Genomic DNA, 25,387 nt, shown 5'->3' on the forward strand with positions numbered 1-25,387 from the left:
AAAAGTCACTCACAGCCAAGGACAACCTCAAGGCTGGCTACTACACTGGAGGGAGACGCGCCAATACAGGAACTGTTATGGAAAATCGCAGAAACTTCACTCGTGTTATTTTTCAACGCCCCGCCCTAGTGGTATTTAATAACCAGCATCATGGCTGTCATTTACTTGATCTTTCCTTAAATGGCGCTTTGGTAAGCCATCCTGATGACTTCAACCCACAGTTAGGTCAAAGCGTAGAGCTTATTTTCCACCTATCTGGCAGTGATGTTGATATTGATATGCTTGCTGAAGTGGCTCACATTGAGCCGCAACACATTGGCTTACATTGTGTAAAAATGGATATTGACAGTGCCACTCATTTAAAACGCCTTATTGAACTTAACGTGGGTGATGATAAGCTACTGCACAGGGAGTTAGCGCAGCTTGCTGCGCCCGAACAATAATAACGATTGCAGTGAGAGCACAATAATGATCATGGAATCCATCCAGGGCTTTGTCCCTTTTATCATGTACTTTGGCTTAGGCTACCTACTTATCCTAGCCTTTCTATTCATCTACACCCTTATCACCCCGCATTGCGAATGGACCTTGATGAAGGAAAACAATGCCGCCGCTGCCACCGCGTTTAGTGGCGCGTTCATTGGCTTTACCCTTCCGGTTGCCAGTGCAGCGGTGAATTCGGTCTCGCTGCTAGACTTTGCCATCTGGGGCGTTATCGCTGGCATCATGCAATTAGTGACCTTCTTCTTAGTGCGCTTATACATGCCGAAGTTGTCTGAAAAAATTGCCGAGGGCCATATGAGCGCAGGGGCATTTTTAGGGGTTGCTTCACTGGCCACCGGTATTCTCAACGCTGCCTGTATTACCTACTAAGGAGGCGGCAATGAAACGTACTAACAAACTTAAACTGACACTTATGCTCGGTGCCAGTGCCGGACTCAGTGGCTGCACCGACCCTGAAGAACCAGCACTATTATTTACCGATGTAGATGATTGCACCGACTTTGGCGTCGAACGCGATGTATGCCAAGCACAATACCAACAGGCCTTGGCTAATCACGATATTGAAGCGCCAAAGTACGCCAATGAAAACCTCTGTGAAAATGACTTCGGGTTTGAGCGCTGTGAGCAAGAAGGTAGTATTTGGCGACCCATTATGGCAGGCTTTATGATCGCCGCCGTGGCTGAGGCGGTGGATGAAGGTTTAGACCTTATGAAGAAGAAGAAAAAACGCAAAAAATACGCGTTTTTAGGGGGAAATTACTACTCAGGTGCGAAGCCCCTTTATCGCTCACGCGATGACTTTTTCAGCTTCCGCAATGCCAACAATGATTACATTGGCTCAGTCAACAATCGTGGCACCACTATGGTGAAAAAGTCTAAAGTTAAATACGCTTCTAAGCCCAAGCGCGTTACTCGCAGCCGAGGAGGCTTTGGCCGCCGTGCTTCATCACGTAGCTTTGGTGGGTAGATGTTTCGCCACCCTATTGCTGAGCGGCCGGATTTAGCCGCTCAGGCCGATTATTTCGGCTTTGATTTTTGCCGCATTGATGGTGAAAAGTACTGGGATGAAAGCGCTTATTACCAATTCACTCTAGAGCAAATTGAGAACGACTTAGAGAAACCGACCAATGAACTGGAGCAAATGTGCTTGGAATTGGTCGACAAAGTTGTACATGACGAGTATTGGCTGCGCAAGTTCGCTTTGCCCGAGCAGTATTGGGACTTTATCGCCACCAGTTGGCACAACAAAGAGCCTAGCCTATATGGCCGTATGGACTTTAGTTACCACGGCAACGGCCCTGCCAAATTACTGGAGTACAACGCCGATACCCCCACCTCCATCTATGAAGCGGGTTTTTTCCAATGGCTGTGGCTGGAACAGCAAGTAGATAGAGGCAAATTGCCACGGCAAAGTGATCAATTCAATAGTATTCAAGAGGCGCTCATTGAGCGTTTTAACTTCTTCTCTAACCGCGAATTGCTGCACTTTGTCCACAGTCGCGACTCCATTGAAGATAAAGGCACCGTCAGTTATTTACAGGACTGTGCCTATCAAGCAGGCATACCCACGGCGCGCATGGCTATTGAAGATATTGGCGTTGATGAGCACGGCCAGCTCACTGACCTAGAACATGCTCCTATCGCGCAACTCTTTAAACTTTACCCATGGGAAGAGTTGCTGCATGACGACTTTGCTCCCCATGTGCTCAGCACCGACACCCTGTTTGTCGAGCCGCCTTGGAAGGCTGTGTTATCGAATAAAGCCATATTACCGCTGCTGTGGCAAATGTTTCCCGGCCACCCGAATCTCCTAGCCGCCTACTTTAGCGGTGAAGAAGGCGATGGGCTGGAGCAAGGCTTTGTGAATAAACCCCTGTTTAGCCGCGAAGGCGAGAACATCACTTGGGTGCATCCAGACAAGGGCCGTGTGCACCAAAGCGGTAGTTACGGTAGCGAAGGCTTTATTACTCAAGCGTTAGCACCCTTACCCATGTTTGCCGGTAATCACACCTTGATCGGCTCTTGGGTCGTCGGACACCAAAGTTGCGGCCTCACCATTCGCGAAGATGACGGCCCCATCACCAAAGATACTTCTCGGTTCGTCCCTCATACTATTTTAGGGTAATTACTCTTCACTTTATTTCATATGTCGGTACAATCGGTGCCGATTTTATGAATACCAGATTAATAAAGGACATATCTTATGTACTCTCGAAAGGGAATTTTTGCTGCGGCTGCAGCGCTTACCCTATTTGGCTGCGGCGGCAGCGACGATAAACAGCCTGACACTCCCACACCACCGGCTCCCCAAAACCAGGCCCCTATCATCGACCTTGTCACAAAAGTGGATGTAAAAGAACGTGATATGTTGGAAATTGAGGCGACGCTCTCAGACGATGGTGAAATTGCCAACATTGAATGGCAACAAATTGCGGGCAATACGCTGCAATTAGAGACCACCAATACAGCAACCCTTAGTGTCCAAATTCCTAATATTGCACAGACGCAAACCTACACATTTAGTATCACCGTTACCGATGATGAAGGAAGCACAACCACTCAACAAGTGGATGTAAATGCACAAGCATATGCGCCATTACAGACAGAAATGATCGCTGATAATGCTTTAATGCAGTGCTTAGAAGATAACAACGTTGATACCGCTTTTACCTCAGTCTCATGTGATGGCTATACAATTAATAATATCGCTGGTCTAGAGCAGCTCTCTGAGCTTAGCGCATTAACGCTGACTAATGCTGGCTTAACAACTATCCCAGATTTGCAAGCGCTGACAGCGCTAGAAAAGGTGAACTTCAATGGCAACCCTATTAGCAATATCGCGAATCTTGTACCTTTAAACCAACTTACCTCATTATCACTCGACTCCTTAGCAGCAATAGAGCCGTCACTAAGCTCAGTTAACCTTTCAGCTGTAAAAAGCCTCACTTTAGGGTGCACATCAGGGTGCTACAATGCTTCGCTAGACTTAAGTCAACTCAACAAAGAATCCATGATAGCGCTTGATGTGTCTGGAATAAGGGTAGCCAACTTGAGTGAGCTTAAGTATTTTACATCTCTTGAGGTGCTGTCTTTAGGTGCCCTAAGTTATGATACTTACGGCTTAACAAGCCTAAGCTTCCTTCAGCACATGCCTGAGCTTAAAACTCTGAAACTGAACAACCATTATATTACCGATGTATCGGCGTTGTTCCATACGCCCAAGTTAACTACTCTAAGGCTAGAAGGTAAGGCTATAGATAGCTTTAGCGCTCTCTCTCACCTAACCGAGTTACAGTCATTACATATTGAAAGCAACTACGGGCAGCAACTAGCCTCAGATGATATCGAAACAATCGCTGCACTAAATAACCTTACATCATTAACGATTAGCGGCTATCGCTTTGATGGCGCACGCTCGTTCAAGCAGCTAACCGCGTTGGAAGAGCTTGCCCTGATTAAAACAAACACATCCTCGATTGGCTTTATTCGTGAGTTCTCGAACCTAAAGACGCTGACGTTGGATAGTAACGGTGACCTTAATGATATTAGTGCTATTGAGGGCTTGAACTTAACCACGCTTACACTGCGTAATTTATACAGCCTAAGTTACTTCGACTATATTGAGTCACTAACACACTTGCGTAAGCTCAATATAAGTGGGAATTCGTCAATGTCATTTGACTTAGTAATTCTAAAGGAATTAAGCAACCTTGAAGAGCTCAGTTTATCTGATATTGATTTAGAAAATACAGGTGCTTTGAACCAATTAGTTAGCTTGCAAAGCTTACAACTAAGTAGAACAGGCCTTGAGGTTATACCTCCACTTTATAATTTAGAGCAATTGCAGAGCTTCACAGTTCAAGATAACTATGAGCTAGCAGATGTTACTGCACTCGACGGCTTGGTAAACCTAGAAAACTTAGTTATTTATAATAGCAAGTATATAAACGACGTATCATTTTTAACTTCTCTTACCAAGTTGAAAACACTGCACCTTACTCGACTTCCACAGTTAGTTTATTTTCTTGATGCTGTAAGTGAATTAAGTGCATTAGAAAAACTAAACTTAAGCGAGAGTGAAAACCTCAAGTGCTCTGAATTAGAAATCTTAGAACAGCAATACAATATAAACAGTATAGAGCGCTCTAGCTCATGTCTTGAAAAAGAAGTAAACATGGATGCTTTTTCAGATCCCGGGTTATATCAATGTATTGCCAACCACAAACAGAATTACCCGAATTTGCTTGATAGCAATAAATTTATTGGCTTAAATTGTCATGGTAACTATGAAGTGCAAAGCTTAGATGGTTTAGAGCAGTTTGAAAATCTAAGACATCTTAATGCAAGTACTTTCGCCCGCTCTTTAAGCGGTTTAGACAAGCTTACCAAACTTACCCAGCTAACACATGTTGACTTTTCAGATTCAAATAACGCACTGCCTTTGGTTCAGGTATTTAACGCACTGCCAAACTCTGTTGTTGGAATAGATATTGGTAATTCAAGTATTGCCGATTTCAATGCACTTAAGCATATAAAGGAAAATGTAGAATCCTTAGATGTTAGCAGAACTAACCTCAGCACAGTTGAACCTTTAATGGGTCTAGTGCACCTAGATAACCTTGATTTATATTTTAATGATATATCATGCTCAGACATGGAATCACTTAAAGCTGCATTGCCAGACACATATATTGGCTATTTTGATTGTCAGCAATAAGTGAAAATAATAGGGCTATTCACCAGCATCGAATAGCCCTATTGCTCAGTCATTAGTAAGCGCCACATAGACTTTCAAGCAATTCGTTACTCTGTTTTTTAGCTCCTCTCCAGACGATTTAAAGCGCAGCGAATGACTCATTTATCAGCATAGCCGACCTTCGCTTTCACGTACTAATCGAGATAACTGCGTAAATCGCATTCCTAAAACGCCGCCCTCGTTCGTTAATAGATTTACAAAGCCAAAAACCATTGGTTTTGCTCATAATAAAAACGAAGGGGCCAAAATGAACCAGCATATACTTCAGTATAAAAAACACCTTATTGCGCTTGCTATAAGCAGTGTACTTTTCAGTAGCCAAGCGTTCGCCGCTACAGAATCACAACAACAATCCGATAAAAAGCAGTTGCTCGACCTTGAGCGCATAGTGGTCACAGGGAGTGGCGGGCGTGGGCAAACCAAGCTTGAGTCATCGGTGTCTATCACCACCTTGAGCGCCGAAGATCTCGCCCGCGAAGCGCCGCTCGGCACGGCTGACTTACTGGAAACCGTTCCCGGGTTTTGGGTTGAAGACTCTGGTGGTGAAACCAACAATAACGTCGCTCCACGGGGTCTTCGCGGCGGCGAAGGATTTCGCTATATAGGCGTGGAAGAAGATGGGCTACCGGTGGTCTACGACGGCGTCTGGGTCGATTTTTATCAGCGCCAAGACATTACAATCGAGCATATGGAAGCGGTTCGCGGTGGCACCTCGGGCTTGCTAACCACCAATGGTCCGGCTGCCTTGGTGAACTTTATTACCCGCAAACCCGATAGCGTTGAAGAAGCCACCATTCGCTTAACCACCGCCGACTATGGCATGTACCGCAGTGAGTTCTTTTACGGCACCCCTATTAGCGATGATTGGAAAATGTCGTTGGGCGGTTTTTATCGACGCTCAAACGGAGTCAGAGATACCGAATTTACGGCAGACCATGGCGGCCAGCTGCGCATGAGTTTAGTTCGAGAGTTTGATAAAGGTCAGTTAACTTTATCTGCCAAGCATTTAAACGATCACACCACTTTCTTCGTGCCGATCCCCCTGCAAAACCAAGATGATCCCGAGGGCATCCCCGGTGTCGACCCGCAACATGGCACCTTAATAGGTAATGGCCAGCGGCTGTTACAGTACTTGCAACAAGATGGCAGCTATCAAACCCGAGACCTCAAAGATGGACAACATACTAAGTTTTCTACTTTAGGATATAACCTGGATTGGGAGCTCAACGATCGCTGGCTACTCGACACCGCCGGGCGTTACTCTCGCTTTGAGAATGACATGTATATCCTGCTGAACTTTGATAACTCAACGCTTATCAATGCCAACGAGCGCCTAGACCAGCAAGATGTCACCGCAATGTTGACACAATTCGCCGATGAGGGCGCTGTTGCAGCGCGATATCGTTACGTGGATAACGGTGAGCTACTGACAGATGTCAGTAACCTCAATGGTAATGGTTTGGTCACCACAAGCTACCCTTTGTACTCACAATACCAAGCCGAGCAGTTCGTAAATAAACTGAGCTTTACCTATGAAGGCGACCAACATACAGTGACTATGGGTTGGCTATTTGCTTATGTTGATGCCGATGCACTGCCGGTTGATCAGTGGCAATCACAGTTCCTTACAGAGGTAAAAGACAACGCCCGGTTGCTCGATATCGTTGCCGTAGACAATAACCAGCAGGTGATAGGTCAACTCACCGATAGAGGCTCTACAGGGTATGCACCCGGATGGGGTCAAGCGACCGCTTTTGGCACCAGTACCTCGCATTCTTTCTTTATCAATGAGCAGTTTCAGGTAACGGATAATCTGCGTATAGACGGCGGCCTTCGCCTCGAGTGGCTAGAGCTTGATAGTACTGCGTCGGGCACCGAGTTTGCAAAGCCGGTAGACGGTGCATTTGACGACAATGGCAACGATACCGACAACAACCTAGCTAATAACTACGTTGATACACCTTCGCAGCAATTCTTCTCGAAAACCCGCAGTGAAACCGAGACAGCCTGGACCCTGGGCTTTAATTACCGCCTCTCTGAGAGTGTATCGACCTTTGGTCGTTATGCAGATGCCTTTGAAATGCCACGCTTAATGAGCTTTGGTCAGAATATTCATGCCCAAAGCGAGGCAGACTTTAACGACAGTGTAAACCTGACTTTTGGCGAGCTTGGGGCCCGCTACTCGGGTGCGGACTTGGGCGCTTCTGTTACCTTATTCCGCACCAAGTTTAATGACTTAGTTGAACGTAACTTTACCGGCAGTGATGGCCAAGTCGCTAATCAAGTAATTGACACTATTACCGATGGCGTCGAATTCGAGGCCGTATGGCAAGCCTTGGATGATGTACAGCTGACCTTAACCGGGGTGGTACAAGATCCAAAAATGGAGGGCTTCACGGGCGCCTTTGCACATTGGCAGGGTAAACAGGTTAAGCGCACTCCGAAGGTGCAACTACGACTCACCCCAACCTATTATTTTGACGATGGCGACGTGTACTTAACCATCCACCACTTAGGTGAGCGTTATTCCGATGGCGAAAATAAGTTTGTTCTTCCCGACTATACCACCGTGGATATAGGCGTTAACTACCGCTTTAACGACACCGCTGCGTTGCATGTTAAAGCCACAAACCTCACCGACGAGCTAGGTCTAACCGAGGGCAATCCACGTGCCGTAAACGATGTTCAAGCGGGCTATGACTATTACTACGCCAGGCCTATTCTGGGGCGCACAGTGAGTGCCTCATTAACGCTTAACTTTTAATGTTCCCCTACTAATTAGCGCTTTGCCCAGTGCCAATTAGTACACCCAAGCCCGCTATTGCGGGCTTTTCTCAGGAATTGACTATGAATGACAGTACCCTTTCTTACTACTTATCCAGCACCTTGGTGGCATTCGCGTTGTTTTTTAGCTGCCAACAGGCGTATGCCGAGATCACCCCAAAACCCCATCATATTGCCTATGCACAAGGCCAGTTTGAGCTCACTCAGGAGACCGAAATAAGCTTTAATCACCCCGATGCTAAGCCAGTCGCTGAGTATTTGGCAGAGTTTTTACGCCCGCCCACAGGCTATTTACTTCCTGTAACCAAGCAAACGCGTAGCAAAGGAAACGTCATCACGCTGCATCTTGTGGATAGTGCGCTTGCCGAGGAGCAATACCAGCTAGCAGTGAGTGCACAAAGCATAAAAATAAGTGCGCGAACGCCAACGGGACTATTTTGGGCGGTGCAATCATTGCGGCAATTACTCCCTGCAGAGATAGAATCGCGCATGCCTATAAACCAAGCCAGTTGGGCAGTCCCCCAAGTGACCATTAACGATAAGCCGCGCTTTAAATACCGTGGTATGCACTTAGATGTAAGCCGCCATTTCTTCGATGTCGAATTTGTAAAGCGCTACATCGATTGGTTAGCTATGCATAAATTTAATGTCTTTCAATGGCATTTAACCGATGACCAAGGCTGGCGCATAGCCATTGATGCCTATCCGAAATTAACTGAAATTGGCGCCACCCGCCCTCATACTGTGGTGGGTCATACCTACGACTATCAACCACTGTTTGATCAGCAACCCGTTTCTGGCTTTTACACCCAAGCTCAGATAAAAGAAGTGATAGCCTATGCACAGGCCCGCCATATTGAGGTAATACCAGAGATTGATATTCCCGGGCACACCAGTGCCTTGCTGGCCGCTTACCCGGAGCTTTCTTGCCATCAACAGCCGGTCAAAGTACAACCCCAATTTGGTATTTTTGAGGACGTACTGTGCCCTCGAGAGGATGTATTTGCATTTTTAAGAACAGTGTATAAAGAGGTGGCCGAGCTTTTCCCTAGCCAATATATTCACATTGGCGGCGATGAAGTCATTAAAAAGCAATGGCTCGCCAGCCCCTTTGTAAAGCAGCTCATGCGTGAACACCAGCTCAGCACGCCTGAGCAAGTACAAAGCTACTTTATAAAGCGCGTCGCGAATATTGTTCAAGCGCAGGGCAAAACAGTGATTGGCTGGGACGAAATTTTAGAAGGGGGTGTCGCAGAGGGGGCTGTGGTGATGTCTTGGCGCGGGACGCAAGGAGGGATAGCCGCAGCAAAACTGGGTCATCAAGTGGTAATGAGCCCCTATCAGTATATATACTTTGACGCTTATCAATCGCGTAACCTCGATGAGCCCAAGGCCATTCATGGCCTTTCCACACTCAAAAACGTTTATCAATATGAGCCCCAGCCCAGCCAACTGAGCCCCGAGCAGCAAGAGCTCATCATTGGTGCGCAAGGTGCTTTATGGACGGAGTATATAAAAACGCCGCGCCACGCCGAGTATATGGTTTTTCCGCGCTTAAGTGCGTTGGCCGAAACCTTATGGTCTGCAAAAGCACATAAATCGTGGTCTGAATATAGCCAACAGCGCTTACCCAAACTAATGCAGCGCTACCAAAAAATGCATATAAATGCCGCCACCAGCGCCTACAAACCCACCATCAGCAGCACTATAAAAGGCGAGCAACTACAGGTATCCATGCGCACTGATATCGAAGGCACTGAGATTTACTACACCCTCGATGGCAGCGAGCCGACACTCACCTCGTTACGTTATCAGCAACCTATTATTATCAGCGAGCGCACGCGCGTGCGCGCGCGCAGTTTTGCAAAGCCGCTCGGGCAACTAGTAGGAGACGCACAGCTTACCTTAGCGCCGCACCTCGCACTGGGGAAAGAAATAAGCTTTAGCTATCCGCCAGCAGAAGGCTCTGCCACTAAGCTGCAAGATGGTCAGTTTGCCTATGATCAATTTTACAGCGTCAATGACTACGCCATTTTTTATGATAGCGACCTTGAAGCGGTCATCGATTTAGACAGCTCAACCTTAGTCGAGCGCGTAGAAATAGGCTATAACAGCGGTCGTCATCGACAACTGCATCCGCCAACAAGCATCAAGATATGGGGTTCTAACGATAACAAAAACTGGCAACCGCTGGCCCACATTCAGCAACCTCCCGGGCCCATGTCGATTCTCTCTTTTGCGGCCACGCGTGTACGCTACCTCAAAGTGAGTGCCATCAATAGTAAGCAATCTCAGGATATACAAATCCCCAAATTGCCTTTATACATTGATGAAATAGCGGTGTATTAACCTTTTAAGCCCTAGTACTAAATACGTATTTAGGGCTTATTGCTATTTTTTATTCCCAAACCTTAACGCTAAGACGTTTATAGCACTAGAGCCACTTGCGGTACTCGCTCTCACTACACAATAACAACGTCTTAGGAGCCCTCATGGTTGCAAAACTATCTACATTCACACTCGCATTGGCAGGCTTGAGCTTATTGAGCGCGAGCCAGTTAGCCGTTGCTCAGCCCCATCCTGATAACCTCGATTTACACTGGCAAGTGGTCGATCACGGTATTGGCGAGAATATCTTTCTTGGCAGTTTAACCATCACTAATAACGGCACGGCGCCACTTTTAGAGTCTGGATGGGCACTATATTTCAGCTCAGTGCGCCCCCCAGCCAGTGTGTTACCAAGCGGTGATGCTAATGGCGATTATGCGCGTCAGCATATAGCAGCGCAAAACCTCAGTTTGGATAATGCCGATGTCGCTAAAAGCGGCGATTACTTTGTGTTAAAGCCGCAACCTGGCTTTGAGCCCATACAACCAGGGCAGTCGCGAGAGATAGAGATAATCGCTCAGTACTGGCAAATGCTTAAAAACGACTCGCCTTCTGGCTTTCATATCAGTTATGACGGACAAACGCCTCAGGCTGTGCTGGTGGATGTCACCATGGATCCCAGCGATCCGAAACAAACCACTCAAGCCAGCAATGACACTATGCCAGTGCAAACCACGGCACTGCGATTTACAGAGAACACCACAGCGCTCACTCCCTTAGCCTTGCAGCATCAATTAGTGCCACAGCCTTATTCCGTCGAGCATAAAAACGATGAGTTTCTCACCCTAATGAGCCAATTAACCGGTATCTCGGCGCCCTCCTCTTTGGCCACGGAAGCGGCCTATTTACAAACGGCGCTCGGCGACATTCTCAGTGGTTCTTTTGCCATTAATGGCGCTGCGCAAAATGGCCCGAACCACATCACTTTGCAACTAGATGCTCAGCTCGATACCAACAACGATGGCCAACCGGATGCCGGCGGTTATCGCCTTGAGATAGATGCATTTTCCGGTATTACTATCACCGGTCGCGATGCTCAAGGGGTGTTTTACGCTATCCAAACTTTGCGCCAATTAATTCCTACATCCGTATATAAAAACGCTGTTAATTCAAATACCTTGGCTGATAATGCAGTGCTGCCAGCAAGCACCATTTTAGATGCCCCTCGCTTTGCTTATCGAGGCATGATGCTCGATGTCTCGCGTAACTTTCAATCACTTGAAACTGTTTTTAAACTATTGGATTTAATGGCGTTTTATAAACTCAATAAGTTTGAGATTAATGTTGCTAATGACGAGGGATGGCGCTTAGAAATACCTGGGCTGCCCGAGCTCACTGAGTTTGGTGCCAAACGCGGACACGACCTTGAAGAAACCACGATGTTGCATACCTTTATGGGCGCAGCCAATGAATTTGCGCCCGGTGACGGCATCGACAACAAACCAGCCGATAAAGTCGCGGCTAACTTAGGCACCGAGCCACAGTTCCAAGGGTTTGAAATCGCTCAGCAAAACTTCCTTGGTAAAGGCTGGGGTTATTATAGCGTTGCAGAGTTTCAAGAGATTCTACAATACGCGGCAGACCGCCATATTGATGTCATTATTGAGTATGACTTCCCCGCCCATGCCCGCGCCGCCATCAAAGCCATGGAATACAGATATAACAAATACAAAGACACCGACCCGGTTGCCGCCAATCAATACCGATTGATTGACCCACTCGATGAGTCTCAGTACTACACTCCGCAGTTTTACACCGACAATTTTGTCAACCCAGCGCTAGAGGGCACCTTTACTTTTCTCAACCATGTAGTCAGAGAGACTCGCGCTATGTACGATGCGGTGCCCGATGCCAAGCGCACGCGCTTACACGGCGGTGGCGATGAGCTGCCGCATTTAGGCGCAAATGAATGGTGGGCCAAATCCCCGGCCGTGCAGGCGAACCCAGCAACAGCAGGGAAAACCGACGCCGAACTATTTGACTACTTTTTCACGCGCTGGAAAGACATCATTAATAGCCATGGCTTTGATATGGCTACCTGGGGCGATGTGCTTTCTCATAACGGCACCGGCAACGTCGATTATGGCGACATATACCCGGTGTTCTGGAATAACGTTTGGGGCTGGGGCAATGAGCATCAAGCCTATAAATTTGCCAATCAAGGTTATAAAGTGGTGCTCGCGCATGCCACGAATATGTATCTCGATTTAGCCTACAATAAGCACCCGGACGAGGTGGGTTATCATTGGGCGGGCTATACGGATACCAAAAAAACCTTTACTTATCGCCCTTTTAATATCTATGCCAATGCCGAGTCTGATAAGCTCGGCAACCCGGTCCCCTGGGGAGAAAATTGGCTGCCATTGAGCGCCACGGGTAAGCAAAACATTGATGGCATTCAGGCGCAACTTTTTGGTGAAAATCAAAAATCCCCTGAGATCCTTGATTACATGACCTTTCCGAAGTTACTCGGAGCCGCCGAGCGCGCTTGGGTACAAACCATGCCCGCTGAAGGCTTAGCAACAGAGCAGGCCTGGGACACTTTTGCGAACACCTTGGGGCAGCACGCTCTACCACTATTAGACTATTACCAAGTGGTCGACATTCATGGTCAAATACCCCATCAGCCTGGCGTAAACTACCGCATCCCCTTACCCGGTGGCGCCATCGAAAACGGTCAGCTGGTGGTTAATACTCGCTTTGCAGGGATGAATACCGAGTACTCCTTAGATCAAGGTGCGACCTGGCATCACTACCAACAGCCAGTTCCACTTACCACCTCGGCGTCAGTACAATTACGCACTGTAAGTGACTCTGGACGAGTGAGTCGAGTGGCCACGTTGTCTGAGTAAATCAAGACGGCGGGCCTGCACTTAAGGCTCGCCGTACGCTAAATAAAAGGAATAGCAGGATGCGTACCCATGCCATCTTTATTATCGTTTAAGCGCAAAGCGGCGAACAGCGAAAGCAATTATGAATCAGATAGACGCCAGCAAGTAGAGCAGCTGTTTTTAAAGCAGCAACGCAAACTCATTCGCCACATTATGGCCAAGGGGCTGGATAAGCGTGAAGCCGAAGACATTGCCCAAGAAGCTTTTGTTAAGCTGCTGGGCCTAGAGCAAGAGAAGGTAAGCAGCTATATAGCCGCTTACCTATATAAAATAGCCACTAACTTGGCCATTGATAAGCTAAGGCGTAAGGCTCGCAGCCCCTTTGATCACTATGTTAGTGACAGTGATGAATTACCTAAGCTGTGTGCGCCAACGGGGCCGGAGCAAAACCATCATAATCACGAATTACTCAAAGAAATGGAAAAAGCCCTCGCGAGCCTTCCAGACAAGTGCCGCTTGGCCTTTTTGTTATATAAAATGCGCGGGCAAAGCTATGAGGAGATCGCGTTGACCCTGCAAATATCGACCAGTATGGTGAGAAAATACGTTCTACGTGCAGTTCGTCATTGCTACCAACAACTTGAGCATGAGCTTTAAGCATGAGCAGAAAGGATATTGATATGACCCTTCCCGGTGATGATGAAACTGTCATCGAGCAACAAGCCACCCAGTGGCTACTGACGCTCCATGAGCAGCAACTGGATCATGACAACGACAGCCAATACCCTGAGGCGCTTACCCTATGGCTTGCCCAAAGTGCCCGCCACCGTGAAACCTTTACTAAGGTAAGTAAACTGTGGGCATTGTCGGCACAACTCGATCCGGCGTTTGTTGACAGTCAGCTTGCTCACCTTGACACCGAGCCCGCAACCAAGCGCAAGCCAAAAAAGCCAGCGACGCTTTGGTACGCAGCCTTAGCGGCGTCCTTTTTGCTTGTGAGCACCCTGATGCTGTGGCCGCCCAGCTCATCGGCGCCACGACAACTCGTTAACAGTCCCGCCATACCCAGTAGTAAGGTATACAGCGAATTTTTCCACACCCCGGTGAGCGAGCATAAAACCGTGACCTTGGATGATAATTCGCAGGTCACCTTAGGTGCCAACACCCAGCTCGCCGTGCGTTATAGCGATAGCACGAGAGAGTTATTGCTATATCAAGGGGAAGCGCTTTTCAATGTCAGCAAGGACCCGACGCGACCATTTATCGTACGCTATCAGCAAAGCCAGGTAGAGGCGTTAGGCACTATTTTTAACGTCCGCGCCAACCCTGACTCAGTGCGTGTTGATGTATTAGAAGGGCGAGTTGCCGTGGCGCAACAAAACGCCATTGAATTAACGGCAGGGCAAGCCGCAGAAGTGGCCACTGATGGTAATATTACTCGCAGCCAGGCACAGGGAAAAGGCACCCAAATGGCTTGGCAACAAGGTCACTTAATTTATCATAATGCTCGCTTAGGTGATGTACTCCATGATGTCGCCCGCTATAGCCAAATGGACATCACAATCAGCGACGAAAAGTTAAAGCACTTAGTGTATACAGGCACTTTTTTAACGACTGAAATCGAAGCGTGGCTAACGAGCCTGCAACAGCTTTACCCCATTAAGGTATTGCGCAGCGGTGATAAAGTGACCTTGGTGGCGAATTAGCTAAAAGTGGCATAGTGACCACAGCCAAAGTGTGGTACAAAATTCAAACAATAAAAATAAAGCTGAACCCGCCATGTTATTAAGGTTATTAACCATCGCTCTGCCATGGTTAATATTATTTAGTAGCTGTACTTATGCCCAAAGCGAACATCCGTTTGCGCTGCCTGAAGCGACACTACAGCAGCGCTTGCTCGATATTGCTGCGCAGAGCAACTGGCAGCTTAATGCTGCAGCAATTGAGCAATCGCCCCCCCTAGCGGCCCTTAATGGACGATACAGCCTAGAGCATGTTTTAAACCTCAGTCTCCGTGACACGCACTATGACTATGCCTTGGATGTGAGCGAGCGCCGTATTGTTATTACTGCGGCAAGTGAAGCAACACCCGAGGGCGATTTTGAGCGCATTATTGTCACCGGCGTCAGCGGTCAGCGCCGCAATATACTCAATTCATCCATCGCCATTACCCAGTTATCTAATTTAGAACTGAGGCAACGCACGCCCTACTCCAGTGCTGAAGTGCTCAAAAACGTCACCGGATTTTGGGTCGAGGACTCAGGCGGCGAAACCAATAACAATGTTTCGCCACGAGGGCTCAGGGGCGGCGAAGGGTTCCGCTTTATTAGCTTGATGGAAGATGGTCTGCCCATGACCTACGACGGCATATGGAGTGACTTTTTTTTACGTCCAGACTTAACCCATCAACGAATCGAGGCGGTGCGCGGTGGCAGTAGTGGGATCTTCACCCTGAATGGGCCGGCGGCAATGGTTAACTATATTGGCCGACGCGGCTCACACACGCCGTTGCAACTGCTCAAACTCAGCCAGGGTCTAAATTATGACTACTCGCGTCTGGATGGGGTTGCCAGTGGCCCCATCAACGAGCAACTATTTTATACTGTGGGCGGCTTTTACCGCTTCTCTGATGGCATTCGCGAACCGGGGTTTATCAGTGACTTAGGCGGGCAGTTAAGTGCCCGCCTGAGTTTGCGGACCGATGCCTTTGAGCTCGATGTTATTTACAAACACTTGCAAGACAATACCAGTTTTTACGCTCCCTTGGTGATGCAAAATCACCAAGGGATTGAGGCCTTATCGAGCCTGCCTCATGACTACGGCACCCTACTCAGTAAGGATATGCAATTACTGAACTTTTATACCCCCGAAGGGACAACAACCCATGATTTAGAGGATGCCCAGCAAACGCGTATGAACAGCTACACTGTGCTGTTTAATGCACCGCTATCAACACACCTAGCCATCGACAACCGCACTCGCTATGCGAAGCTCAATAATAGCCTGTACACCTTAATGAATTTAGGCAACCAAACGATTAATAATGCCGAGCAGCGTTTAACCTTGGCCGATGTCAGTCAGTTCAAGGACAACGCCGCAGATGACACCTTAAGCTTGGCCTATCAACGGGTCAGCGATGGCAGCCTAATCGCCGACCCTTCAACGCTTAATAACAATGGCCTTGTTACTGCAACCTTTCCACTGTACTCACGCTACCAACAAACGCAATTAATCAATCACCTCAGCCTTAGTTACCAAGACACGGACTGGGCTGTGACGCTGGGTCATCTCTATGCCCATAGCGATTATGGCGCCCTACCCTTAGATCAGTGGCTTGGAGAGCTGCTAACTGATGTGCAACACCAGCCTCAGCGCCTAGATATAGTGCTTATTGATGAGCATAACCAGGTTGTAGATAAATTCACCGACAGTGGCTTTTTATCGCATGCGGGGCCGGTTTATTTAAAAGGTCATGGAGTGTCACAATCACACTCCTTATACACCAATATCGACTGGCGCATCACCGAGCAGCTACGCCTTGATGCGGCGATACGCCACGAACACCTAACACTTGACAGCACCAGCGCCCAAGGCCAGCGCTCTCAAGCTGATAACGGCCAACTTTTTTACTCGCATTACGCACCCAGCACCTCTTTGCGTCAGCACTTTAGTGACAATGCCATCAGTGTGGGGGTGAACTATCAGGCTGCGGAGCATATGGCTGTGTTTGCCCGTTATGCTAATGCATTTGAAATGCCTCGGCTGATTAATTTCGGCAATGCCCTAGGGTGGGCTGGCAATGCTCATCAGCGCGGCGAAGTTGATTACGGCGAACCTATTCGTCTAACGCTCAGTGAGGTAGGTTTGCGATACCAAACAGCCCACTCACTCTTCAGTGGCGCGTTATTTACTACTCATTTTGATCCACTGCCATTCACCGTGTATCGCGGTGCAACGAACCCGCAGCACGCTATTTTAATCAATACGCAAACAACCGGGGTCGAATTTGAATATGAATACCGCTACAGCGGGAGCTGGCAGTTAAAAGCGATTGGGGTGTGGCAGGATGCAGGCTTTTACGGCATTCCTACATCTTTGCCGCAAAGCCAATTTAACGGCAATCAAATTACCCGAACGCCAGAGTTACAACTGCGACTAACCCCTCAGTATAGTCAAGGGCCTATCACCACTTCACTGACCTTTTCGTACATCGGCGAGCGCTATTCTGATGTCGCCAACCGTTTTGCTCTGCCTGCTTATCATACTTGGGATCTGTTTTCAGAAGTCGCTCTGAATGAGCACCTAAAGGTGCAATTAGAGATTAAAAACCTAACCAACACGCTAGGCCTTACCGAGGGCAATCCCCGCGATGATTTAAGCCATCAAGAAGCGCTATTTTACGCCAGACCCATTTTTGGCCGCACAATCACACTGTCTATGAGTTATGAGTTTTGAGGTGAGCCACGACACTTGAGGCTGCTAGAGCAACAAAAAAGCGAGCTAATAAGCTCGCTTTTTGGCCATTATAAAAGAACACTCGTTTAGATAATTTGGTTCTCTTTCCAGGCTTGCTCTTTGGCCATACGTTTTTTACGTTTGTCACACGGGTCGTCACAGTCACAGGCTTTGTCGATGCCGACAGAGCCAAGACCTCCGCAACTACTGGCCATGGCTTTACGTTGTACAATAACGCCAACGGCCATCGCCGCGACGACTAAGACGAGTAGGCCAAATGTAAGAAGAAATAGTTGCATTGTCTGTGCCCCTTTAAGTTGACAAGTTAAGGCGCAAAACGCCTTACCCGCTATTATACGCCGAGCAAAAACTAACTACAAATATGGCTTAAAAGCTGTGCTTGCATGGGTTTGCAAACCACTGTCAGTCTTGCTGATCAGGTACACCGGTAAATTATGCTGCTCAGCATAGGCTTTGGCCTGCTCTGTGCCCATAACGGTCAGTGCCGTTGCTAGGCCATCAGCAGTCATGGCGCTAGGGTGCAATACCGTTACCGAAACCAAATCATGTTTAATTGGCATGCCCGTTTGCGGGTCAATTAAATGGGTATAGGTTTCGCCATCCATTTCATAGAAAATACGATAATCTCCTGAAGTGGCAACGCCCATACTACTTGGCTCAACTACACGGTGAATTTTGCGCTGCCCCGGCGGTGCATCGGGCTGCTCAATAGCAATGCGCCACGGCTTGTTATCGGGCTTATGCCCTGAGATACGCATTTCACCGCCAATCTCTACCATGTAATTGGTGAGTCCATGGCTTTGCAATAATTCAGCAACTTTATCAATACCATAGCCTTTTGCGGTAGCGGAAAAGCTCAGCTCTAAACCATCCACGGTTTTAGCCAAGCCTTGCTCGCTCAAGACCAGTTTATCAACGCCAATATTCGCCAGCATGGCATCGAGCTCAGCTTGCTCTGGACGCTGTGTGGGTCGCTTATCGGGGCCGAACCCCCAGAGATCAATAAGCGGCCCCATGGTTACATCTAGCGCCTTGGTTGATTGACCAAGGCGAATAGATTCGCTCACCACAGCGCGAAAATCGCTGCTGATGGGCATCACGTCACCTGCAGGCAAGCGATTAAATTGATTAATCTCGGAGTCTTCAATGTACGTCGACATCGACTGATTCACTTTTTTAAGCTCCTCAGTAACATCAGCGTATAAATTAAGTTGAGGTAACTGTTGCTGTGGCACAAACACCTTAATATTAAAAGTGGTACCCATGGTTTTCCCTTGCAACAACACCTCTTGTTGATCAGATTCTGGGGCGTTATCACACCCCGATAAGGCAAATAAAGAAAGGATGAATAACAAGCCAAATACGGCTTTTACGCTGCGTAACATTGCTAGCCTCAAGTTGGTGAACAGTAAACGAAAAAAGGCTTCCTAACTGGGTTAGGAAGCCTTTTATAAATCAATGACGAATGCGTGACATTCGTTTAGCCGCCGAAGTCATCCAATAGGATATTTTCGTCTTCAACACCTAAGTCTTTTAGCATGTTGATTACGGCTGCGTTCATCATCGGTGGCCCACACATGTAGTACTCACAGTCTTCAGGCGCTTCATGGTCCTTAAGATAGTTATCGTACAATACGTTGTGGATAAAGCCAGTATAGCCTTCCCAGTTGTCCTCTGGCTGAGGATCAGAAAGCGCTACGTGCCACACGAAGTTATCGTTTTCTGCAGCTAGACCGTCAAAGTCTTCAACGTAGAACATCTCACGCTTAGAGCGTGCACCGTACCAGAAGCTCATCTTACGATCTGAGTTCAAACGCTTCAGCTGGTCGAAGATGTGTGAACGCATCGGTGCCATACCTGCACCACCACCGACAAAGACCATCTCTGCGTCAGTTTCTTTAGCGAAGAATTCACCAAATGGACCAGAAATTGTCACCTTATCGCCTTCTTTAAGCGACCAGATGTACGATGACATCTTACCGCAAGGTAGGCTTAGGTTGTTTGGCGGCGGCGTAGCAATACGCACGTTCAACATGATGATGCCAAACTCTTCTGGGTAGTTCGCCATTGAGTAAGCACGAATAGTTTCTTCGTCTACTTTTGACTCTAGGTCAAAGAAGCCGAAACGCTCCCAATCAGGACGATACTCTTCAGGAATATCAAAGTCCTTGTATTTAACGTGGTGAGCAGGTGCTTCAATTTGAATGTAACCACCGGCGCGGAAAGGTACAACCTCACCGTCTGGGATCTTAAGCTTAAGCTCTTTGATGAAGGTTGCTTTGTTATCGTTAGAGATAACTTCACAATCCCACTTCTTGATCCCGAAGATAGACTCTTCTAGCTCAATCTCCATGTCGCTTTTAACAGCAACCTGACACGCAAGACGACAGCCCTGACGTGCCTCACCTTTAGAGATGTGGTCAAGTTCGGTCGGCAGGATATCACCACCGCCCTCTTTAACATCAACACGACACTGGCCACATGAGCCACCGCCACCACATGCAGACGATACGAAAATACCTGCATCTGCTAGGGCACCCAGTAGCTTGCTACCTGGTGATGTTGTAATTGCTTTGTCAGGATCACCATTGATCCCGATGGTGACGTCACCTGTGGGTACTAGCTTTGACTTGGCCGCAATGATGACCAAAACCAGCATAACCACGATAGCGACGAATACACCTACGCCTAAATATACCTCAAGCATGATTTCTCCTCGCTACCTTATAGTGAAATACCAGAGAATGACATAAAGCCCAGACCCATCAGGCCTACTGTGATAAAGGTGATACCTAAACCACGTAAACCATCAGGAACGTCTGAGTACTTCATCTTCTCGCGAATACCCGCTAGCAACGTGATTGCCAGCGCCCAACCTACACCAGAACCCAGGCCGAAGACCACTGACTCACCGAAGTTGTAATTACGCTCTACCATGAACGATACCGCACCGAAAATCGCACAGTTTACCGTGATCAATGGTAGGAAGATGCCCAACGCGTTATAAAGCGGTGGGAAGAACTTATCCAATGCCATTTCTAGGATTTGTACTAGGGCAGCAATAACACCGATGAACGTCAAAAAGCGCAAGAAGCTTAAATCGGCGTCAGGGAAACCCAACCACTCCAGTGCGCCCGGCGCTAATACCGCGTGATAAACCAAGTTATTCACCGGTACGGCAATACCCAGTACGAAGATAACCGCTACACCTAGACCAATTGAGGTTTTTACTTTCTTTGATACCGCAAGGAAAGTACACATCCCCAAGAAGAAGGCAAGCGCCAGGTTTTCAATGAAAACCGCTTTAACAAATAAGTTAAGATATTGTTCCACGACTCGCCCCTTATTTCGCTTCTACTTGGTCTTTCTTATAAGTGCGTAGCACCCAAATGAATAGACCGATGATGAAGAATGCACTAGGCGGCAGGATCAATAGACCCATAGGCTGATACCAGCCACCGTCTTGTACTAATGGGATGATTTCTACGTCGAACAGCGACCCTTTACCGAATAGCTCACGAATGAAACCAACAGTCAGTAGTACTACTGAGTAGCCTAAGCCATTACCAATACCGTCTAGGAAAGACATAAACGGCGGTGACTTCATCGCGTACGCTTCAGCACGACCCATTACGATACAGTTGGTGATAATCAAACCAACGAATACCGACAGTTCTTTCGCTGTTGCATACGAGAAGGCTTGCAGTACCTGGTCCACCACGATTACCAATGAGGCAATGATGGTCATCTGTACGATGATCCGCACACTTGATGGGATCTGGTTACGAATCATAGAGATAAACAAACTTGAGAAGCCCGTTACTAGGGTCAATGCAATTGACATGATCAATGCATTTTTCAAGCTTGATGTTACTGCTAGCGCCGAACAAATACCGAGTACTTGCAGAGCGATAGGGTTATTTGCGAAGACTGGTCCAAATAGAACCGACTTCATTTCTTTAGTATCAGCCATTATTTCAACGCTCCTTCACGTACTTTCGCAAGGAAAGGACCAAAGCCGTTTTCACCTGTCCAATAATCAACCGTGTTATCAACACCGTTTGAGGTCAGGGTTGCGCCAGAGAGACCGTCTACTTCGTGCTCGTTGTCAGCACCGCTTTTCACTAAGTCTACCGGCAGCTCTTTGCCTTGCCACTGAGCCGTCCAAGCTGGGTTTTGGATTTCACCACCTAGACCTGGGGTTTCGTTGTGCTTGTAGAAGATGATGTTTTTAACAGTTTCGCCATCACTTTCAAGAGCTAAGAAGCCATACATAACACCCCAAAGGCCATAACCTTGGATTGGTAGAATGATTGACTTCACTGAGCCGTCATCGGCACGGTTAATGTAAACCGGTGCTTCCGTAGTACGACGTTGAATGCCCGCTTTGTCTTGCTCTTTTGGCAACTTAATGCTCATATCGGCGTCAAACTTACTCTTTTCGAAGTCGTAAGATTTGATCCACTCGCTGCGAGCTTGCTCAGAGTCAAACTCAACTTGTTGGCCGTTATTAACATCAACAACGATGGTTTCAATGTTTTCGTCATACGTAGCTTGCACGTCTTTGACATCATTAAATCCAGCGGCTGAAAGAATATTGCTTTGAATATCCTTTAATTTATTTTCTTGCTGCAGCGGGCGCAATTGCACCGATGCGAACGATACGATAACCGCACACACCAAACATAGCGAAACAACTACACCGAGCGTTTTACCGATTGATTCGTTATTACTGGACACGTGCCAATCTCCTCTTGATGTTTGACTGCGCTACGAAGTGGTCGAATAGCGGTGCAAATAGGTTTGCAAACAAGATAGCGAGCATCATGCCTTCAGGGTATGCCGGGTTAACCACGCGGATCATCACCACCATAAAACCAATCAGTGCACCATAGGCCCACTTACCTCTATCGGTAAATGACGCTGATACCGGGTCGGTTGCCATAAAGAACATACCAAACGCAAAGCCACCAAGGACTAAGTGCCAGTGCCAAGGCATTGCAAACGCGGTGTTGGTGTCTGAACCGATAAAGTTCAGCAGCGTTGCAGTGACTACCATACCCAAGAAGGTACCTAGCACGATTCGCCAAGAAGCAATACGCACATAGATTAGGAACAAACCACCTAATAAGATTGCTAGGGTTGATGTTTCACCCATAGAACCTTGAATGAAACCGTAAAACGCATTCCACCATAGCTCCATGTTGGCATAATCAAGCGCACCTGTTGCCGCTTGGCCTAGGTAAGTCGCGCCAGAGAAACCATCAACGGCTGTCCACACTGTGTCACCTGAAATCTGCGCCGGATAGGCGAAGAACAGGAACGCACGGCCAGCAAGCGCAGGGTTCAAGAAGTTACGACCTGTACCACCGAATACCTCTTTGGCGATAACCACACCGAAGGTAATACCTAGGGCAACTTGCCAAAGGGGAATGGTTGCAGGCAGAATCAATGCAAATAACACAGAGGTAACGAAGAAACCTTCGTTTACTTCGTGCTTACGTATTGACGCGAATAGCACTTCCCAGAAGCCACCGACACCGAAGGTAACGGCATAAATTGGCAGGAAGAAACAGGCACCGTAGAACATTTTCGCGCCCCAGCCTGAATCAGCAGTGAGCTCACCGCCTAACAGTTGGAACAATCCTACTTGCCAAGAATCACCCAATGCAAAACCGTTTGCTAACGCTTCTGCCGCTTGGTGGCCAATGTTAAACATGCCAAAGAACATGGCAGGGAACGTTGCCATCCACACTAAAATCATAATACGTTTTAGGTCGATGTTATCGCGAACGTGAGTACCGCCTTTGTTGACATAGCCAGGGGTATAAAAAATAGTCGCAACTGCTTCATACAGTGCGTACCACTTTTCATGCTTACCACCCGCTTCAAAATGCGGTTCGATATCTTCTAAAAATTTCTTCAAGCCCATTTTAGCCTTCCTTCTCGATTGTTGTCAGGCAGTCACGAAGGATAGAACCGTATTCGTATTTACCTGGACAAACGAAGGTACACAACGCTAAATCTTCTTCGTCTAGCTCCAACGCGCCGAGTGAAATTGCCCCATCTAGGTCACGCGAGATTAAATCGCGCAGTAATAAGGTAGGCAAAATATCAAGCGGCATCACGCGCTCATAGTTACCGATTGGTACCATCGCACGTTTTGAACCACCGGTTGACGTGGTCATGTTGAACAAACGGCTTGGCGCTAAGTGGCCTAAGAAGGTACGCGTTACAGAGAACTTGTTGCTGCCTGGAGCGATCCAGCCGAACAACTCTTTCTCACGACCCTCTAGCAGCACCGACACTTGCGTGTGATAACGGCCAAGGAACGCATGTGGACCCGTTGCATTGGTACCAGAAAGTACTGAGCCTGAAATGATACGGTTGTCACCGTCTTCCAGTTCACCAGACACTAACTCATCCAAAGCAGCACCGATCTGTGTTTTCACCAAACGTGGGTTCTTAACACGTGGGCCGGCTAAAGAAATCACACGCGGAGTGTAAATTTCACCACTTAGGAAAAGATGACCGTAAGCGATCACATCTTGGTAGCCCAAGTGCCATACCTGCTTCGATGCAGACACTGCATCTAGGTGATGAATGTGAGTACCAACAAGACCTGCAGGGTGCTTACCACCAAACTCATGAACTTCTACAGAAGCCACAGAAGAGCTAGGCACTTGAGCACCGGCTTGTTTACACACAAACACTTTGCCTTCTGTAAGACGAGAGACAACCGCTAAACCAGCTTCAAATGCTTCCGCATTCTCAGCAATAATTACAGCTGGATCAGCTGCAAGCGGATTAGTGTCCATCGCTGTTACAAAGATAGAGCTAGGTTTGGCATCAACAGCGGGTACTTTGCTGAATGGGCGGGTGCGAAGCGCAGTCCATTGACCTGAGTTAACTAACTGGTCAACCACCTTTTGGCGGTCAAGGTTAGCGAGCTCACCCTGGTCGAACTTTGCAAAGGTTTCCTGCTCGTTGCCATCGATTTCGATCACAACAGATTGCAGCACACGTTTTGCACCACGATTGATTTCTTTAACTACCCCGGCGGCCGGTGCAGTGTAGATAACGCCAGGATTCTTTTTGTCCTCAAAAAGAACTTGGCCTTTTTTCACTTGGTCATCCACACGAACTCGCATGGTAGGACGCATGCCGATATATTCTTCACCTAGCACGGCTACTCGTTTGACGGGTTGACCGTCGTGAATAACTTGCTGAGGTGCGCCCTCTATCGGTAGATCCAGACCTTTTTTTATGTTGATCATACGCACTTGCATTACATTAACGGAAAGAAACTTAAAATCTTACCAACCACGCTGCTAAGTTGGCCGAGTTGAGTGATGGCCGCGTAAAAGGCGGTTCGCTTATTGCTCGGTGCGCACTTACGCACTTGTGCAAGCAAAAGTCGTCCACACGATTAATACAAACGGTATAAAAGAGCACCCATTTCGGTTAGTGAGCAAAGCAACGCAGTGAACTTGTCACATATCTGCCGAATTTTAACATCAATCACGGCGACTATGCGAGTTAAAAAGTAAAAATTATCTAAGCAATCCGAGCTAAAATTAGTGAATAAACTTCAATATAGACCAAAGTCTTAATTTCACAGCCTGAGATTGTAAAAACACAAAAAAGC

Annotated in this window: 19 protein-coding genes; 11 read left to right on the forward strand and 8 right to left on the reverse strand. The window is 47.6% G+C overall.

Annotated elements, in window-relative coordinates; translation table 11 throughout:
* Positions 1–77: 77 nt before the first annotated feature.
* The 11 genes from MHM94_RS07095 (at position 78) to MHM94_RS07145 (ending at position 17,718) form a co-directional block, all read left to right on the forward strand.
* Positions 78–443, forward strand: coding sequence for a PilZ domain-containing protein (locus MHM94_RS07095; RefSeq protein ID WP_022945793.1), 366 nt, complete (start codon positions 78–80; stop codon positions 441–443).
* 25 nt (positions 444–468) lie between these two features.
* Positions 469–873 (forward strand): DUF350 domain-containing protein, encoded by a 405-nt coding sequence (locus MHM94_RS07100; RefSeq protein WP_235419397.1) that lies wholly within the window; start codon positions 469–471, stop codon positions 871–873.
* Between the two features lie 10 nt (positions 874–883).
* Positions 884–1,471, forward strand: a complete 588-nt coding sequence (locus MHM94_RS07105) for a DUF1190 domain-containing protein (protein ID WP_022945795.1) — start codon at positions 884–886, stop codon at positions 1,469–1,471.
* Positions 1,472–2,629 (forward strand): glutathionylspermidine synthase family protein, encoded by a 1,158-nt coding sequence (locus tag MHM94_RS07110; RefSeq protein WP_235419396.1) that lies wholly within the window; start codon positions 1,472–1,474, stop codon positions 2,627–2,629.
* Positions 2,630–2,707: 78 nt separating this feature from the next.
* On the forward strand, positions 2,708–5,221 hold the full coding sequence (locus MHM94_RS07115) for a hypothetical protein (RefSeq protein ID WP_235419394.1): 2,514 nt from the start codon (positions 2,708–2,710) through the stop codon (positions 5,219–5,221).
* 286 nt (positions 5,222–5,507) lie between these two features.
* On the forward strand, positions 5,508–8,024 hold the full coding sequence (locus MHM94_RS07120; RefSeq protein ID WP_235419393.1) for a TonB-dependent receptor: 2,517 nt from the start codon (positions 5,508–5,510) through the stop codon (positions 8,022–8,024).
* An 83-nt stretch (positions 8,025–8,107) separates the two neighbouring features.
* Positions 8,108–10,393, forward strand: coding sequence for a family 20 glycosylhydrolase (locus MHM94_RS07125; RefSeq protein ID WP_235419392.1), 2,286 nt, complete (start codon positions 8,108–8,110; stop codon positions 10,391–10,393).
* A 143-nt stretch (positions 10,394–10,536) separates the two neighbouring features.
* Complete coding sequence (locus tag MHM94_RS07130) at positions 10,537–13,284, forward strand: family 20 glycosylhydrolase (RefSeq protein ID WP_235419391.1); 2,748 nt, start codon at positions 10,537–10,539, stop codon at positions 13,282–13,284.
* Between the two features lie 69 nt (positions 13,285–13,353).
* Positions 13,354–13,920 carry an RNA polymerase sigma factor gene (locus MHM94_RS07135; RefSeq protein WP_022944563.1) on the forward strand — a complete coding sequence of 189 codons (567 nt, stop codon included), beginning with the start codon at positions 13,354–13,356 and terminating at the stop codon, positions 13,918–13,920.
* A gap of 2 nt (positions 13,921–13,922) precedes the next feature.
* Positions 13,923–14,969, forward strand: coding sequence for a FecR domain-containing protein (locus MHM94_RS07140; protein ID WP_235419389.1), 1,047 nt, complete (start codon positions 13,923–13,925; stop codon positions 14,967–14,969).
* Between the two features lie 73 nt (positions 14,970–15,042).
* Positions 15,043–17,718 carry a TonB-dependent receptor gene (locus MHM94_RS07145; protein WP_235419388.1) on the forward strand — a complete coding sequence of 892 codons (2,676 nt, stop codon included), beginning with the start codon at positions 15,043–15,045 and terminating at the stop codon, positions 17,716–17,718.
* An 86-nt stretch (positions 17,719–17,804) separates the two neighbouring features.
* On the opposite strand, the gene nqrM is transcribed toward MHM94_RS07145, so the two are convergent.
* The 8 genes from nqrM to MHM94_RS07185 all read right to left on the reverse strand — a co-directional run bounded on the left by nqrM (position 17,805) and on the right by MHM94_RS07185 (position 25,016).
* On the reverse strand, positions 17,805–18,017 hold the full coding sequence (gene nqrM / locus MHM94_RS07150) for a (Na+)-NQR maturation NqrM (protein ID WP_022944566.1): 213 nt from the start codon (positions 18,015–18,017) through the stop codon (positions 17,805–17,807).
* Positions 18,018–18,092: 75 nt separating this feature from the next.
* Positions 18,093–19,124 carry an FAD:protein FMN transferase gene (locus MHM94_RS07155; protein ID WP_235419387.1) on the reverse strand — a complete coding sequence of 344 codons (1,032 nt, stop codon included), beginning with the start codon at positions 19,122–19,124 and terminating at the stop codon, positions 18,093–18,095.
* Positions 19,125–19,219: 95 nt separating this feature from the next.
* The gene (gene nqrF / locus MHM94_RS07160; protein ID WP_045980502.1) at positions 19,220–20,446 is read right to left on the reverse strand and encodes an NADH:ubiquinone reductase (Na(+)-transporting) subunit F; all 1,227 of its coding nucleotides are present in this window, start codon (positions 20,444–20,446) and stop codon (positions 19,220–19,222) included.
* A gap of 17 nt (positions 20,447–20,463) precedes the next feature.
* A complete protein-coding gene (gene nqrE / locus MHM94_RS07165) occupies positions 20,464–21,072 on the reverse strand; it encodes an NADH:ubiquinone reductase (Na(+)-transporting) subunit E (RefSeq protein WP_022944569.1) in 609 nt (202 codons plus the stop codon).
* Between the two features lie 10 nt (positions 21,073–21,082).
* The gene (locus MHM94_RS07170) at positions 21,083–21,712 is read right to left on the reverse strand and encodes an NADH:ubiquinone reductase (Na(+)-transporting) subunit D (RefSeq protein WP_022944570.1); all 630 of its coding nucleotides are present in this window, start codon (positions 21,710–21,712) and stop codon (positions 21,083–21,085) included.
* Positions 21,712–22,479, reverse strand: a complete 768-nt coding sequence (locus tag MHM94_RS07175) for a Na(+)-translocating NADH-quinone reductase subunit C (RefSeq protein WP_022944571.1) — start codon at positions 22,477–22,479, stop codon at positions 21,712–21,714. Before MHM94_RS07175 ends, MHM94_RS07170 begins: the two co-directional genes overlap by 1 nt.
* On the reverse strand, positions 22,469–23,671 hold the full coding sequence (locus MHM94_RS07180; RefSeq protein WP_022944572.1) for an NADH:ubiquinone reductase (Na(+)-transporting) subunit B: 1,203 nt from the start codon (positions 23,669–23,671) through the stop codon (positions 22,469–22,471). The genes MHM94_RS07175 and MHM94_RS07180 overlap by 11 nt, the downstream gene beginning before the upstream one ends.
* Position 23,672: 1 nt before the next feature.
* Positions 23,673–25,016 carry a Na(+)-translocating NADH-quinone reductase subunit A gene (locus MHM94_RS07185; protein ID WP_045980538.1) on the reverse strand — a complete coding sequence of 448 codons (1,344 nt, stop codon included), beginning with the start codon at positions 25,014–25,016 and terminating at the stop codon, positions 23,673–23,675.
* Positions 25,017–25,387 lie beyond the last annotated feature (371 nt).

The organism is Pseudoalteromonas sp. CNAT2-18.1, assembly GCF_022347865.1.
GTDB lineage: Bacteria > Pseudomonadota > Gammaproteobacteria > Enterobacterales > Alteromonadaceae > Pseudoalteromonas > Pseudoalteromonas ruthenica.